Here is a 15,033-nt window from a genome sequence, read left to right on the forward strand (position 1 = left end):
TATGGAATTTCTACTTGATGGCTGCATAAATTGCCAGAGTGAAATCCACAATAGCATTTCATAATTTTTTATTCTTATTTAGCGACAAGTCTAATCTACAAGAGATTATTTTTTAAGTTTTGATATAGTACTTTTGCTGCCATATAAATACTAGACAACTATAGAGATTTATTTTTTACTTCATAAAGAGCAATTATTGCCAGATCATAGTTTGACCCCAACTCGGCAGCGAAAGGATTCAGCTAGAGCTATTCTCTAACCAAACGGCCAGCGCAAAAGATTTGAAAATCTCCCCCAACTAGTAGCTGTTACACAGTAGATCACTTGAGTTAAATCGTGGGCGAGCGCCTACTTTGTTAATATTATCAAATTCCTAGTATTGATAGGGTGTGTTGTCGCGCAGCGCAACGAAGCTGACAAGAGGGATGTGATCGCACAACATGCAATTATGCTGCCTCAATGTCAGATTCCAACGTGCCGAAGAGAGATTTTACAAAAGTTAGTGCATCATTGTCATCCATTAGTAGTTTCCGCACAGCCTTCTCATACTGTTCACGGTTTTGAAACCCAAGTTCTTTTGCAATCTTTTCTAGGGCAGGCGTTTCGCGAACCGGATATTGTGAGATAATTTCTGCCAAATTGCCAGCATCAAGTGCATCTTGTAACCTTTCACGTTCTGCTGTGACAACACTAACCACATCAATATAAACACTTATGGGTTCACCATTAGCAATTTGTTCTCTTCGAGGCAAATGCCGAAAAAACTCTTCACGAATCGCCTTTTCAGCTGTTCGCACACTCAAACGTTGAATATGTGGCTGGACTGCCGCAATCACAGCAGTTTTGGCATTAGTGAGGCAAGTAGGGGCGTCATCTCCTGTAACAACTGCATAGCGCTGTGCAACAAGGGATTGAACGCATGGATGGTAATAGATCGACTCGACAGAGAAGACTGAAAGGGCATATACACCCTTCTCTTTAAGCCGATTAATGTCTGCTTCCGTACGTCGGTCGTTATCAACGATACCAAAAGCATGAAGCCAGTGAAGATTGCCAGCGTCCCGGATGCTGGAAACGGCATGTTCAACATCACGGCAACTCGATTTAGGAACCACGGAGACGTTTGGAAACACTAAACTGTAAAGTGGTTTATCAAGGCTTCGCTCAGTGCCTTCAATGAATAGGAGCTTTCTGCGCGCGCCAAGAATGTCCTTTTTGAGGTCATCATCGATCTCAGTTTCGGGAGGAACAAGATCCACGTCCCAACCACTGACGGAAGATCCAGCATAGTTGCAGCCTCGGATAAGCAACGTACGTGCACCCGGATTATCGAGGGGCAGCATCACGTCGTGCGTAGACACAATGAATGCACAATCATGCCGTATGGAGAACAAAAGTGTCAGGAGCGGTGAGATAATGGAGCGATGAAGGTGGCGCTCCGGCTCATCAATTAGTACCAATGTACCGCTCTTAACAGTCAGTACGTTTGCCGCAATTAATAAGGCATTACGTTCGCCGTCCGAAAGCTCCGCAATGCTGTAGGGAGTGCCGCTACATTTGCTTGCAACTACCTGATCACTTTCACTGACAGATATCTCAATAGGAATATTTGAAAGACGTAGAAGCTCATTGATAACCTTTATAGGAGCATCTTTCTTTGAAAGAGTCTTTGCAAGCTGAATGTTGTTGCCATCGACTGCATCGGCAATTGCTCGAGCACGTACGTTTTCGGCGTCAATCAGGTCATAGATCGCAACGCTCGTGCGTTGTGTAGCGAAATCGTCTCTCCAGCGCGACTGTAGACTAGTGTCTACGCTTCGCATATGGGATTCATAGTCTTGCTTTTGCTTGGGTGATAAATCCATTGCATTGGAAGAAAACCAATTTTGGCGATGTGCCGATATTCGTCGCGCATTAGCGTGATGAGGAGTATATAACTGTTGCATCAAACTGGACTTGCCAGTACCGTTAGCACCAAGAATAAATAGGTTTTCTCCCACGCTGACAGTGAGATTGAGTGGTTCGCCAGCAGAGCGAGGAATAGTCAAATCGAAGGTCACGGCGTGTTACCATTTAGACTTTTGTAATTATAGACAATATACAAGGCGAAAGAAGATGGCAGTATCCCCTAACTAGTTATACAATCTATTTCTGTATTCTGTTATACCCATTTTTGATTTGAGATTTTTACAATGACTATAATTGCTCACTGCATCAATAAAATAAATAAAATCGAATTTAATTAGCAAAATGGCATTTGACTTACTCAAAATACCTTTTGACTTACTCATTTTGGTGTTTTCCGCAAGTAAAATGAGCTTTTACTTACTCAAAAGCAGCTTTTGCTTTCTCATTTTGGTGTTTTCCGCAAGCAAAAGCAGCTTTTACTTTCTCATTTTGGTGTTTTCCGCAAGCAAAAGCAGCTTTTACTTTCTCAAACCCCAGTTTGCTTTCTCATTTCAGTATTTCGCGCATTTATGACGGCGATCGCGTTTGTAGCAAAAACCATTGCAGATTTGCCGGAATTCTCTCAGGCTGATCTATACCGATATTTTATAAGGTAAAGAATATTAACCGTACTATATTACAAGGTGTAGCTCATGGCTCGTAGAAAAAGAACTTCCCTAGTGTTAGAAAGAGCAGTGCGTCGTGCGGCTAGCATAAACTCTATTGATCCGAGTTTAGATTTAGGCAATGGACTTACCTTACCTGCTTTCTCAACCATGATCGAAAGGATGCGAACTAAAGAAAATGCATATAACAGTGCCCTTTCCAGCTTAGATAAATTGTATCGTGAAATGCTGGAAACAGAAGACGAGTTGGGAGATATGACAGAGCATATGCTAATGGCAGTTGGGACTCGATATGGCAAAAGCAGTGTAGAGTACGGCATGGCGGGAGGAGTTCCTAAGAACCAGCGCCGCAAGGGACTGCGAGGGGAGTCGCCAACTCCCAGTGATCAGCAACCGTCATTCCTTGCCAGTGTGGAGAGCAAGAATGGAAATAAAGCAGCAGCGACAACTTAGGATGTGCCCTATAGCGCTTTTCCTTTGTATGCAATACACTTTCACCTCACTTCCATTCCTCTCTCCTAAAAGGAGAGAGGCTTTGAATCTTACTCCCCTAGTAGGGAAGGGATTGGGGGTTAGGTCTGTATTCGACTCAATTGAGAAGTACTATACTAGACATCTTTGAAAAAGAATCTCAAACCCTTATCCTGTCAAGGTGAAAACCTAATTTCTGGAGATGTCTATTCCTCAAAATTTTGTCAAGCCCAAATGATTGCATAGATGCAAAGTGATATTATCGTGCTTTGCGACAACGCACCCTACAAGTTAAGGCAAAATTAGCGGCGAAGAAACCAGTTTGTGGAATCTCTTAAGTAAATGCGATCGCACTAAATTTGCATAAGGTACTGACAAAAAAATTTAAACAAAGGTGAGTATGTAGGCATCTTGGGAACTATAAAAGTAAATCAAATTAGCACAACTTCCAGTTTCCAGCAATGAAGACTCACTATCTCAGCAAAGATAAAGCGTTCCCATTACAGATTGTTCTTATTATTCCCTTCGTTATCCAAATTTTTGCAGCAGTCAGTTTAGTGGGTTATTTGTCCTTTAAAAATGGACAAAGAGCAGTTAACGACCTAGCAGAACAGTTGATAGATCGCACCACCGATGTAGTGAATGAACACCTGAAGTCTTATCTTTCCATACCGCAAACCCTGAATCAAATCAACGCAGATGCCATCCGCAGGGGAATTTTAGATGTGCGCGATCGCAAAACCCTTGGCAAGTATTTCTGGGATCAGATGCAGGCTTATGACCTGACTTATATTGGTATTGGACTAACAACGGGTGAGGGGCTGGGAGCCGCTCGTTATGATGGCAAGACAATCACGATTGATGATTGGACTGCCAAGCTTCCCAATAATACTTCCACCTATGCCACAGACAATCAAGGTAATCGAACTCAAGTCAATGCTCGATGGAATTGGAACAATTTCAATGAATCTTGGTATACCCAACCCATCGCTGCTGGTAAACCTATTTGGGGAAAGATTGTAACTGCAAATCTTCCAACGGGCCCTTACATCAGCGCTTCTGCCAGTCGTCCGATCTATGATTCGCAAAATCGCTTACTAGGAATGATTGCAACGGATATTCACCTGCTGAAACTCAGCGATTTTTTACGCAGTTTAAATATTAGTAAATCTGGGCAAGTGTTCCTTTTAGAGCGGGATGGCACATTAATCGCCAGTTCTAGTACAGAGAAGCCTTTTGTCCTCGTTAATCAAAAGATCCGGCGATTGCGGGCGATCAACAGTTCTGACCCAATCATACAGAACATTGCCAAACACCTCCAAACCTTCGGGTTTGGGTCTATCACCCAAGACACAGATTTTGAACTTGAGGTGCAAGGAAAACGGCATTTTGTTGATGTCCTACCTTGGCGTGACAAGTATGGCTTGAATTGGCTGATGGTAGTGACTGTGCCAGAAAACATATTTATGGAGCAAATTAACGCCAACACGCGCACCACACTCGCACTTTGTTTTGGTGCATTGGTCGTTGCCTCGGTGATGGGCGTGTTTACCTCCCATTGGATTGTACGCCCGATTCTGCGCCTAAATTGGGCAAGTGAGGCAATGGCATCTGGCAATTTAAATCAGAGAGTAGAAACTAGCATTGTTCGAGAACTTAATACCCTTTCCAACTCTTTCAACCACATGGCAGGACAACTGCACGAATCGTTTGCTGCCTTAGAGAAAAGTAAGGAAGAACTAGAAGACCGGGTAGAAGATCGCACTACTGAACTCAAAAATGCATTAGGGGAATTACAGCGCACTCAAGCTCAAGTTATTCAAAGTGAAAAAATGTCTAGTCTGGGACAATTAGTTGCTGGAGTCGCACACGAAATTAATAATCCAGTCAACTTTATTCATGGCAACCTTGTCCATGTGCAGGAATATACCCAGGATTTATTAGCATTTGTGCAGTTGTATCAGCAGTATGATTCCAACCCTGCCCCTGAAATTCAAACTGCTGCTGAAGACATGGATTTTGAGTTTTTGCAGTCAGACTTACCAAAAATGTTGTCTTCCATGAAAATGGGCACTGATCGCATTCGCCAAATTGTCCTGTCGCTGCGAAACTTCTCCCGCATCGACGAAGCAGAATTTAAAAGCGTTGATATTCATGAAGGCATTGACAGTACCTTGATGATTTTGCAACATCGCCTCAAAGCTAAATCAGAACAACCGGAAATTGAGGTGATCAAAGACTACGGCACTGTACCTTTAATAGAATGCTATGCCGGACAACTCAACCAGGTGTTTATGAATATTTTAGTAAATGCCATTGATGCGTTAGAAGAAAATAATGCCAAGCGTAGCTATCAGGAGATCCAGGACAATCCCAGTCGAATTAAGATTCGCACATCGGTGGTTAATTCAACGTGGTTAGAAGTGGCGATCGCTGATAACGGAGTCGGTATTTCCAAAGAATTTCAGCAACGAATATTCGATCCCTTTTTCACCACCAAACCCGTTGGCAAAGGAACCGGAATGGGTATGTCAATCAGCTACAAAATCGTTACAGAAAAACATGGCGGTAAACTGGAGTGCTTCTCAACCTTTGGAGAAGGAACCGAATTTATCATTCAGGTTCCTCTGGAGTTAAAAGTTGATGGAGTGGTTTAACTTGATACTGATTTTGAATTGTCAAGTTTTCTAAGTAGTAGTACATACAAAGTTTGAGCGATAACAGATTATACCGTTAAACAGAGAGTTAAACTCAGTAGTTCTATTTGTTAAGAAACCTATGCAGATAAATCAGGTGATTGAAACCTACAATCAGGGAGCAGTGGATTATGACGCAATTATGAGGCGTTACTGGCACATTGAGCGCGAACCCCTAATTGCTTCTTTGCAGCTCAAGCCAGGACAAACCGTACTAGATGCTGCGGTAGGAACAGGTCTTAATCTTTCAGCCTACCCTGAAGGGGTGCATGTCGTCGGTGTTGATCTTTCTCATAAGATGCTGGATGAAGCACGTAAAAAGCGTGTATCCGCAGACATCACCTTTAAGGTATCGAATATTTGCAATCTTGATTTTCCTGATAATAGCTTTGATGCAGCAGCGTCGGGATTCACCCTCTGTGTTGTTGACGATCCAGTTATTGCTCTTAAGGAAATGTTACGAGTTACCAAGCCTGGTGCATTTATTGCCATTCTCGATTACTGCAAATCGCAAGATCCAGAAATTCAGAAATGGCAAGAGTTAATATTTGATGCAGCTTCACAGCTAGGCTTCCCGACTGGCAAAATCAAATGGGATGCATTAATGGATTATGACGAATTGATTTACAACAGTAAGCTGACCATTGAAGTGCTTATGGACGATCGCATAGAAAGCCCAAATCCGTTTTTATGTGGTTGTCAATTACTCCTTAAAAACTCAAAAGGTTAAAGTTAACAGTATCGCAGTCTTGTAATTTTGTTTTGTAGTGAGGACTTTAATCCTCACTACGATCCGCTACGCGAACAAAATCAGCACTGAAGTCCTGACTACGAACATTTTTGAAGGAAGGTTGATTAGCCTGAAATCAGATCACAAGTTATTTTGAAACAGTTCTAGAACATGCTTCCAAGCATCAGGAGCAGCTTCAGGATTGTAACTTGGGTTCTGCTCTAAGAATGGGTACTTGTCTTTAAAGAATCCGGCGAAGAATCCGTGTCCGGCGTCGTATCGGAATACACGATGATTTATGTTATGTTTCTTTAATTCTGCCTCAATTTGCTTGTTTTCCTCTTGCGAAACTAACGCATCTCTTGTTCCAAAAAATGCATAAATAGTACCTTGAATTTCCGAGGTGCGATTAATGGTTGGAGTGTCTTCACCATAACTAGCAGTGGTAATCCCACCACCGTAAAAGGAAGCTGTTGCTTTGATATCGGGTATTGCAGCTATGTAAAACATGCCCCCCAAAATAGCAACCAATAGCCGCGATCGCATCATCTTTGACGTTGGGTAAAGTTTTTAGGTAAGCGATGTCTACGACGGGCTACGCCCACGCAGCTTGAATATCGCTGAGTATTTCCTGATACTTTACTTGTTGATAGTATTGCAAGCCAAGCCAATAGCTTTCTGGGCTAAAGCCAACATCTTCTGGGCTAAAGTCAGCCTCAAAATCAGGAGCAATACGTTGATACAACGCAGGTGCTATTGCTACATAACCTTATTTAGCTATTAGTTCGGTGATATCTCGAATATTACTGTTGATTCCAAAAATTTCTCGAAAAACTATAACCGCACCAAAGGTTTCCTTTTATACTTATCGAGCCAAGTAAGCATCGATTTCTAAGCCATTGTTAGGTACTTTGACTTCTGTGGTGTTAATTTCGATGTTTGTCGTTTCTACCATCTTTGTTTCGGCTGATTTTATACCAACTCATCTATTCTGACTGTTTTTCGCACACAGATGGGCAATGTCTGCAACGGGCAAAAACACCAGCGATCGCCATTGCTACACAACTAACTTGTGGGTGTTGATGCAAAATATCTCAGTTTATCCGTTGAATTTCTAACTTTTGAATGGATGACATCTCAAACTTCTGGATGATACTAAGGGTTTTTGATTTATGCGACCTTAAGATAAGCATAAACACTTAAAATTAAAAAGCACAAGAAAAAACAATGCCTGATGAATCATTTAGGACAAACGTTCCAGAAATTGACCCAACAGAGATTGAAGATTCTCGAGCTGCGATCGCAGACGAACATCGCTCGTTTCTAGAAAAAGTCCAGGTCAAAGCCGGATTTGCAGACCCCTATGATGCAAGAGACTTTACCGAAGTTGTGTTTCGCGTTATGCGTGACGTGATGACCACAGAAACCAGCGATCGCGTCGAGGCAGAACTGCATACAGAGGCTGTGCCTACGGATGAAAAAGCACTCCAGTTTGAAGTAGCTGACCTCTGGAAAGACACCAATCCAATTGTGGGATTTTTGAGCCGGGTTCGTCCACCCTTCAAAGGCCCAGGTATCTTCAATATCGATTCTGATCGCTTCTTGTTCCGAGTTGCTAATGAAAGCGGAATGCCACGCTCAGTCGAGCGAGAGCAAGCAGTTAAAGCGGTGTTTTCTGCTACCAAAGACGAACTCTCCGAAGAGCGGATTCAGGAAATTGCTAGCTGGCTACCTGACTATGTACGTCAGCTTTGGGAACAGGCTTAATTAGAGGGCTATAAAAAGTCAAGTCTGTTTGTGAGTAATGATCACAAACAGGCTCTCTATATAATAGGTTTACTGATTCACAACCATTAATGTTAGGACTTACGCACGGGCTACGATTTTACGTCATTACGAGCGTTGGCGCAGCCTCTCGTAGAGAAGCGAAGTAATCGTAAAGGCTTGGTTTTTCTTGACGCTTGCGTAAGTCCTAAATGTAAAAAATAGCGATGTCTACGACGGGCTATGACGCTCCTGCGTCGTTAACGCTACGCTATCGGCGTCGCCCAAACTGTTCAAGGGCAGATTGTAAGTAAATAACCTGTAACACTTCAACAGTTTTTAGGGTGTTTTGTCGCAAGGTATAACGCACTCCACAGATCGATGCGTAACCGTAGCTCGTCGTAAGTGATCGCACTGTTCTTTACACTGTCTTTGAGCATATTCGACAGAATTATCGCTTTTGTGTAGATAAATTTTAACTCTTAACTCCTGTAGAGACGCAATTAATCGCGTCTCTATTTCTAACTCCTAACTTATAACTCCGCAGACTTCACCGTTTGGTTAAGCACCAGGCGTGCTTTTCGTCGATAATCTGACTTGCGTGTTCCACCAGCCATCCCGTACTCATCACTATTTTTGCCATAGCGAGATGCAACACTCAGCAGCATCTGCTCAGAATAAGTATTCAACGCACGTTCTGCTTCTTCTAATGCATTCTGCGTCTTATCCATCATTGTTCGTGTTTGATTATGGGCAGCTAGCTTCTCTCGTAACTCATGAATCATGGTATTATAAGTAGCTATTGACAATCCATTGCCAAAGTCTAAGTCAGCGTTAATCGTCTGCAATCCTTCAATGCGTCGTTCAGCTTTGGTCAGTGCGATCGAGTTTCGTCTCCGTTGCGCCATAAAGTTTTCCTTTTTGGATTAATTTAATATAGAGAACTCTGGTAGTGTTTTACACTGAATTCTTTATATACAATAAAATACGCAATAAGCGGATGCATCAGCCTGAGTGAAGGTACAGAACTTTTAGAGCATGGTACACAAGATAAATGCAAGTATATTTGCTGAAATTTGTTGAGATTAATAGGTTTAGAAGTTCAAAACTCGATTTAGAAGTTCAAAACTCGATTTAGAAGTTCAAAACTTAATTTAGAAGTTCAAAACTCGATTTAGAAGTTCAAAACTTGATTTAGAAGTTCAAAACTCGATTTAGAAGTTCAAAACTCGATTTAGAAGTTCAAAACTCGATTTAGAAGTTCAAAACCAGCTTTTAGGGTCAGTTGTCGCGCAGCGCAATGCACCAAATCAATCATCGCAGCACGATATCACCTCACAACTAAATCTGTGACAAAATAATATTGTTGTCTTATGGCCAATGCGATCGCCTACGACCTATGATTTCTACCATCTCGCGCCGCTACAGCTTGGATGAATATCGTGCGATCGAAGAAAAAGCCGAAGGACGCAGCGAATATCGAGATGGAGAAATTGTACCCATGCCTGGAGGAACGCTCAAACACAGCCGCATCGGTCGGAACATTTTGACCTATTTTAGCTCTTTGCTGCGTGATACTCAATTCGAGCCAATTAACAGCGATTTGCGGCTGTGGATTCCCGAATATCGACGCGGAGTATATCCAGATGTAATGATTTTTGACGGCGAACCGCAACTAAATGCTAATCGCTTAGATGAAGTTTTGAATCCCATTGTGATTGTTGAAGTTCTATCTCCTTCCACCGCAGATTACGACCGACAAAGTAAATTTCGGATGTATCGCTCAATTGCGAGTTTTAGCGAATATTTATTAGTTGAGCAGGATGAACCTTTTGTGGAACGCTACAGTAAACAAGCAGAAGGTTGGTTACTCAGTGATTTTAGTGGCTTAGAGTTATCTATTTCTTTAGATTCAGTTGCGCTCGCATTATCGATGGCAGAAATTTATCGCGGCGTTGTTTTTGAGTAAATCAGCCTGGGTTGAATATGTTGTGCTTTATGACAATGTATGATTTGGGAGGGATGCGATCGTACTTGTTTATTAGCTGTTATTTGCATACTCATTTAAAGTTACGACCTCAAACCCTCTAACTCTAGTTCTATGAAAAGGTCTTGGTGCTCCAAGCAAGCCTGCAACGCTTGGATAAGATGCTCCAAAAGAAAGCAATGCGTCTTTTGAAATAACATTAGTCTTCAACATACTTGTCCATAGCTTTTTTCCTTCTGGTGGCAAAAGTTTAGGTGCTAATACACACAGCCCTTGTCCGATATCGATGAATATTATATCATCACCACAAGACCACTCATCTGGCGTAAAATCTATTCTGACATTAATATACTCAGTACCAAACATGGAGTGTGACCAAGCGACATGAAGACTTTTAACTTGGCAATCATCGATGAATAATCCGTCAGTCCCAGTTAATGCATCTATCGTTGGCTTCAAAGCATTATCAAGATCAGAGTTTGCATCTGTCTCGTAACGACTCTTGGCTGATATGTACCAGCAAAACTCTAAATAAATATCACCAATCAATAAGTAATCAATTTTTCCAAATGAAGACTTTATGCGAGAAACGTACTCATCCCTTGCCGCTTTTTTTGCTTGAATAGACACCGGAGATCCTGAAATTTTAAATTCAAGTGAGCCAAATGGTGAAGGCTCTCTTCCATCATTCGCAGCTTCCAGTGCTTTGATCAGTTCATCATCACTCATCTTTATATTAATAATTATTATAATTCATTAATCAGGTTTTTTAAAGTGTCTAAATCTGAATAATCTATATGCTCTAAATTAGGAGGTATATTAATAAAATTACTTAATTATTTAATTTTTTTTAAAGTCATAGCATTTTGCTTAATAAGATTGTTTGTTATTCTCTGCTGTTCCATAAGTTGGGTTTTTGTAGATTCCAATTCCCGTTGAAGTTTGAGTAATTGCGATTCAAAATATTGGTATTTAGAGCTGATGAGATTTGATTCCATATTCAAATCTGGAATAACAGTAAAGATTTGTTTGATTTTTCTCCACTGTTGTTTCAACTTATTAATTTCATTACTTCGGTCACTCCCAAGCTTTAATTCTATGAACTTCTGAGCAGCAATAGCTTCAAGAAATCTTTTACGTAACTCTTCTAAATCATCTTCTTGCATAGTTTATAATTTTGTTGCAATCTATTAAAGCTTAAACTTAAGATAGCTGACTAGCATCAGTAATTATATCAAACTTAGTTAAATATACGTAGCTAATAGGGTGAGTTGTCATGCAGTGCAACGCACCACATAAATTTTCTCAACAAATTTAACTCCGTTTATAAACTAACTCCATTTTCAACTTTTCAATCTCCATCTTCAACCTCTCATTGTCCATTGTCAACTTAGCATTCTCCTCTCTAATCAACTCAACTTCATTCCTCTTACTCAAAGCCTGATTAATTGCCAACTTCCGCATATCTAGTGAAAACCAACGCTGATAAGTTTGCGTGTGAACTTGCACACTATGCCCCAAATTATCCGCTGCCGCTTTGATTGGTATCCCCAAAATATGCGCCCGAATTGCCCAAGCGTGGCGTAAATCGTATGGTTTAAAATCTAATCCTATTTTACGGAACCACCAACTAACTCGCTGTGTTAATGCGGTTATCTCCGCATGATTAGTGTTATCTTTTTTAGCGATCGCACTCCCCAACATCTCTAAATATTTAGAATTTCTCAAATCAAAGTCGGAAATCCATTGTCTATATAGCGGTAATGCTTCTCTTTCCCCAGTCTTACAATCCTTATGAACTTTCCATGTCAAATCTGCATTTTCTTTGCTTAACCACCAATCAATGTCAGGATTAATAAAAAGCTCCCGTGGACGTAGACCAAAAACTGCTAACATTCCATAAGTCCAGCGCCAAAGCTGCCAGCTATCTTGAACATTTTGATTAACTTGATTACCTCTGCTATTCTGGTAATCTTCAAACTTGATAATTCCCTCAGATATTTCCGCATCGCTCGGTATATTTCGTGAATTATTCTCCGGCATTTTGGAATATTTAGATAAATCGATTTCGATTTTGAATGTCAAGCAAAATGCTGATATGGCCCTAGCTGCATTATATTTAGCCCATTCTTTATCGATTTGTTCAATTGAATTTATCAGATTTTCAGCAGTTGCTAAATCTTTAGCATTAGTGAATCGTTTAGTGCGGGAAAAGTAATAAAAAAAAGTATGCTCGCTTTTGGTAGTCCGTTGATGAGTTTTAAAATACTCTTCATCAAATTGTTCGAGTAATTCTCCTATAGTTGTAAAATCTTTTCTAATTGCCTCATTTACTAAATATTTATCATTCCATTCAAAAGTTTTACGAGCGATTAACTTCCCTAATTCATAAGCTTCTTCCTCAGACGTCTTGAGTCCATCCAAGTTAGCAGGAATATTTAAGCTGAGATTGTATTGCTTTCTTCCAGTACCATTACTATCTTTGTCTCCAGGTTTAATTGGTAACGTCGCCCGTAACTGCAAACTTCCATTCGATTCCCTAATTGTCACCTTTGTTTTTGCAGACTTCAAACGCAGATTAACTTTCTGTAATTCCAGTAGTACTTTCGTTCTCATGTGTTCTTTTTGCTGCTGTGCTTGCAGAGATGAGCAAAAAAACGGGCGATTTCTAATCGCCCTGGCTCAGGACAACATTTAGATGATGCATGAGTCCTGAACCTGATTATGCATCGCTGTATTTTTAGCCTATATTTAGCCTAAAAATAAATGTGTTATCAGCGAACAATGTTTAGCACAGACATTGCTTACTGCAAACATTAGGCTGTTTAGAGCTATTGAACCACAAAAAGGATTACTCCGGTCCTTATCACGGTTATGACGGCTTCGCCATCTTCGCACGCGACATGGACTTGGCACTCAACAGCCCAACCTGGGGATTAATTGGCGCTCCTTGGAATGAAAAAGCTCAGGCTAAGAAGGCTGAAGCTAAGGCTACAGCTACAGCTAAGGCTACAGCTGCCGTTTAGGGAAATGGAAGAGAGAGATAAGTAGGGATAATCTGGGGCTAAAACCCCAGTGGGGAGTTGGGAATCCAAAATTCAAAATTAAAAATAAAAATTAATTTTGGTTTTTGCATTTTGAATTTTGAATCATATTCCCACTTCCTATTAGAGACGCGATTAATCGCGTCTCTACCGTCTCAAATTCTCATTCCTCGATAAGTAAAGAATTCAGTAAGCTTGGAGATCCAGAAATGCCTCAGAATCCAGAAAAAATTCAAGACCACGTAGAGTTATTCCACCAACCGGAGTACAAACAGCTATTTGAAAACAAAAAGCAGTTTGAAAATGGTCACGAAGCCGAAGAAGTAGAACGGGTTGCAGAATGGACGAAAAGTTGGGATTATCGTGAAAAGAACTTCGCTCGTGAAGCTTTAACCGTTAACCCTGCTAAAGGCTGCCAACCATTGGGAGCAATCTTTGCTGCTGTTGGTTTTGAAGGTACTCTACCTTTTGTTCAAGGTTCTCAAGGTTGCGTTGCTTACTTCCGCACCCACTTAACTCGTCACTACAAAGAACCATTCTCTGGTGTGTCTTCTTCAATGACTGAAGATGCAGCCGTGTTTGGTGGTCTGCAAAACATGATTGACGGGTTGGCGAACTCTTACCAACTCTACAAGCCGAAGATGATTGCTGTCTGCACCACCTGTATGGCAGAAGTAATTGGTGATGACTTGCAAGCTTTCATCAACAACGCTAAGAGTGCAGGTTCAGTTCCTCAAGATTTCCCAGTACCTTACGCTCACACCCCTAGCTTTGTTGGCTCCCACATCACTGGTTACGACAACATGATGAAGGGAATTCTTTCTAACCTGACAGCAGGTCATAAGAAAGAAACCAGCAATGGTAAGATCAACTTCATCCCAGGTTTTGACACTTATGTAGGCAACAACCGCGAAATCAAGCGGATTGCTTCCCTGTTCGGTTTAGACTACACCCTTCTAGCTGACAACAGCGACTACCTGGATTCACCAAACACAGGTGAGTTCGACATGTATCCAACTGCTACAAAGCTAGAAGATGCAGCAGATTCAATTAATGCTAAAGCTACGATCGCTCTGCAAGCACACTCCACCGTCAAAACCCGCGAGTACATTGAAAAAGAGTGGAAGCAACCAACCGCAGTTTGCCGTCCTTGGGGTATTAAGGGTACTGATGAGTTCTTGATGAAACTCAGCGAACTGAGTGGTCTACCCATTCCCGAAGAATTGGAAAATGAACGCGGTCGCGCAGTTGATGCGATGACTGACTCCCACTCATGGATTCATGGCAAGCGCTTCGCTATCTACGGCGAACCAGATTTAGTATACAGCGTAGTTGGCTTTATGCTGGAAATGGGAGCTGAACCTGTGCATATCTTGGTTCACAACAGCAACGAAGTATTTGAAGCAGAAATGAAAGAACTGCTCGCTTCTAGCCCCTTCGGTAGGAATGCAACTGTTTGGCCTGGTAAAGACTTGTGGCACATGCGTTCTCTAATGTTCACCGAACCTGTAGACTTCCTTGTCGGTAACACCTACGGTAAGTACCTGTGGCGCGACACCAAGATTCCCCTTGTGAGAATCGGCTACCCGATCATGGATCGTCACCACTTACACCGCTACGCCACCATTGGTTACCAAGGTATAATCAACCTCCTCAACTGGACTGTAAATACCCTGTTTGAAGAAATCGATCGCAACACCAACATTCCTTCTAAGACAGATATTTCTTACGACTTGATTCGTTAGGAATTGCGTAGAAACACAACGCG

At 41.4% G+C, this 15,033-nt stretch carries 11 protein-coding genes and 2 pseudogenes; 7 read left to right on the forward strand and 6 right to left on the reverse strand.

The annotated features are described in order from the left end of the window. Positions 1–446: 446 nt before the first annotated feature. The gene (locus V7K40_RS07445; protein WP_334958174.1) at positions 447–2,060 is read right to left on the reverse strand and encodes an AAA family ATPase; all 1,614 of its coding nucleotides are present in this window, start codon (positions 2,058–2,060) and stop codon (positions 447–449) included. Between the two features lie 540 nt (positions 2,061–2,600). On the opposite strand from V7K40_RS07445, the gene V7K40_RS07450 reads away from it, so the two are divergent. The 3 genes from V7K40_RS07450 to V7K40_RS07460 all read left to right on the forward strand — a co-directional run bounded on the left by V7K40_RS07450 (position 2,601) and on the right by V7K40_RS07460 (position 6,470). Next, complete coding sequence (locus tag V7K40_RS07450) at positions 2,601–3,026, forward strand: hypothetical protein (protein WP_334958176.1); 426 nt, start codon at positions 2,601–2,603, stop codon at positions 3,024–3,026. A 479-nt stretch (positions 3,027–3,505) separates the two neighbouring features. Further along, positions 3,506–5,701, forward strand: coding sequence for an ATP-binding protein (locus V7K40_RS07455; RefSeq protein ID WP_334958178.1), 2,196 nt, complete (start codon positions 3,506–3,508; stop codon positions 5,699–5,701). A gap of 121 nt (positions 5,702–5,822) precedes the next feature. Further along, positions 5,823–6,470 (forward strand): methyltransferase domain-containing protein, encoded by a 648-nt coding sequence (locus tag V7K40_RS07460; RefSeq protein WP_334958180.1) that lies wholly within the window; start codon positions 5,823–5,825, stop codon positions 6,468–6,470. A gap of 141 nt (positions 6,471–6,611) precedes the next feature. Here the strand turns inward: V7K40_RS07460 and V7K40_RS07465 are convergent. Continuing rightward, positions 6,612–7,425, reverse strand: a pseudogene (locus V7K40_RS07465) (dienelactone hydrolase family protein). Positions 7,426–7,697: 272 nt separating this feature from the next. Between V7K40_RS07465 and V7K40_RS07470 the strand changes: the two are divergent. After that, on the forward strand, positions 7,698–8,237 hold the full coding sequence (locus V7K40_RS07470) for a DUF2267 domain-containing protein (protein WP_334958182.1): 540 nt from the start codon (positions 7,698–7,700) through the stop codon (positions 8,235–8,237). Positions 8,238–8,767: 530 nt separating this feature from the next. Here V7K40_RS07470 and V7K40_RS07475 read toward each other — a convergent pair. Continuing rightward, the gene (locus V7K40_RS07475; RefSeq protein ID WP_334958184.1) at positions 8,768–9,142 is read right to left on the reverse strand and encodes a hypothetical protein; all 375 of its coding nucleotides are present in this window, start codon (positions 9,140–9,142) and stop codon (positions 8,768–8,770) included. A 491-nt stretch (positions 9,143–9,633) separates the two neighbouring features. Here V7K40_RS07475 and V7K40_RS07480 point away from each other — a divergent pair, with 491 nt between their 5' ends. Further along, the gene (locus tag V7K40_RS07480) at positions 9,634–10,203 is read left to right on the forward strand and encodes a Uma2 family endonuclease (RefSeq protein WP_334958475.1); all 570 of its coding nucleotides are present in this window, start codon (positions 9,634–9,636) and stop codon (positions 10,201–10,203) included. 72 nt (positions 10,204–10,275) lie between these two features. Here the strand turns inward: V7K40_RS07480 and V7K40_RS07485 are convergent, their stop codons facing one another. The 3 genes and pseudogenes from V7K40_RS07485 to V7K40_RS07495 form a co-directional block, all read right to left on the reverse strand. Then, positions 10,276–10,950, reverse strand: coding sequence for a RusA family crossover junction endodeoxyribonuclease (locus V7K40_RS07485; protein WP_334958186.1), 675 nt, complete (start codon positions 10,948–10,950; stop codon positions 10,276–10,278). A gap of 107 nt (positions 10,951–11,057) precedes the next feature. Then, positions 11,058–11,387: a hypothetical protein gene (locus tag V7K40_RS07490; RefSeq protein ID WP_334958188.1), complete on the reverse strand. Its 330-nt coding sequence runs from the start codon at positions 11,385–11,387 to the stop codon at positions 11,058–11,060. Between the two features lie 148 nt (positions 11,388–11,535). Then, a pseudogene (locus V7K40_RS07495) lies at positions 11,536–12,870 on the reverse strand (site-specific integrase); the annotation flags it as partial. Between the two features lie 185 nt (positions 12,871–13,055). Between V7K40_RS07495 and V7K40_RS07500 the strand changes: the two are divergent. Together V7K40_RS07500 and nifK are read left to right on the forward strand one after the other, a co-directional pair. Continuing rightward, positions 13,056–13,247, forward strand: a complete 192-nt coding sequence (locus tag V7K40_RS07500; RefSeq protein WP_334958502.1) for a nitrogenase molybdenum-iron protein subunit alpha — start codon at positions 13,056–13,058, stop codon at positions 13,245–13,247. 227 nt (positions 13,248–13,474) lie between these two features. Beyond that, positions 13,475–15,010, forward strand: a complete 1,536-nt coding sequence (gene nifK, locus V7K40_RS07505; RefSeq protein ID WP_334958190.1) for a nitrogenase molybdenum-iron protein subunit beta — start codon at positions 13,475–13,477, stop codon at positions 15,008–15,010. The last annotated feature ends 23 nt before the right edge of the window (positions 15,011–15,033 follow it).

Origin of the sequence: Nostoc sp., assembly GCF_036917195.1 — a bacterium.
In the GTDB taxonomy this organism is placed as follows: Bacteria; Cyanobacteriota; Cyanobacteriia; order Cyanobacteriales; family Nostocaceae; genus Nostoc.

Coding starts and splice junctions, on each gene's coding strand:
- V7K40_RS07450 (WP_334958176.1), top strand. CDS start 2,601: ATGGCTCGTAGAAAAAGAACTTCCCTAGTGTTAGAAAGAGCAGTGCGT.
- V7K40_RS07455 (WP_334958178.1), top strand. CDS start 3,506: ATGAAGACTCACTATCTCAGCAAAGATAAAGCGTTCCCATTACAGATT.
- V7K40_RS07460 (WP_334958180.1), top strand. CDS start 5,823: ATGCAGATAAATCAGGTGATTGAAACCTACAATCAGGGAGCAGTGGAT.
- V7K40_RS07470 (WP_334958182.1), top strand. CDS start 7,698: ATGCCTGATGAATCATTTAGGACAAACGTTCCAGAAATTGACCCAACA.
- V7K40_RS07475 (WP_334958184.1), bottom strand. CDS start 9,142: ATGGCGCAACGGAGACGAAACTCGATCGCACTGACCAAAGCTGAACGA.
- V7K40_RS07480 (WP_334958475.1), top strand. CDS start 9,634: ATGATTTCTACCATCTCGCGCCGCTACAGCTTGGATGAATATCGTGCG.
- V7K40_RS07485 (WP_334958186.1), bottom strand. CDS start 10,950: ATGAGTGATGATGAACTGATCAAAGCACTGGAAGCTGCGAATGATGGA.
- V7K40_RS07490 (WP_334958188.1), bottom strand. CDS start 11,387: ATGCAAGAAGATGATTTAGAAGAGTTACGTAAAAGATTTCTTGAAGCT.
- nifK (WP_334958190.1), top strand. CDS start 13,475: ATGCCTCAGAATCCAGAAAAAATTCAAGACCACGTAGAGTTATTCCAC.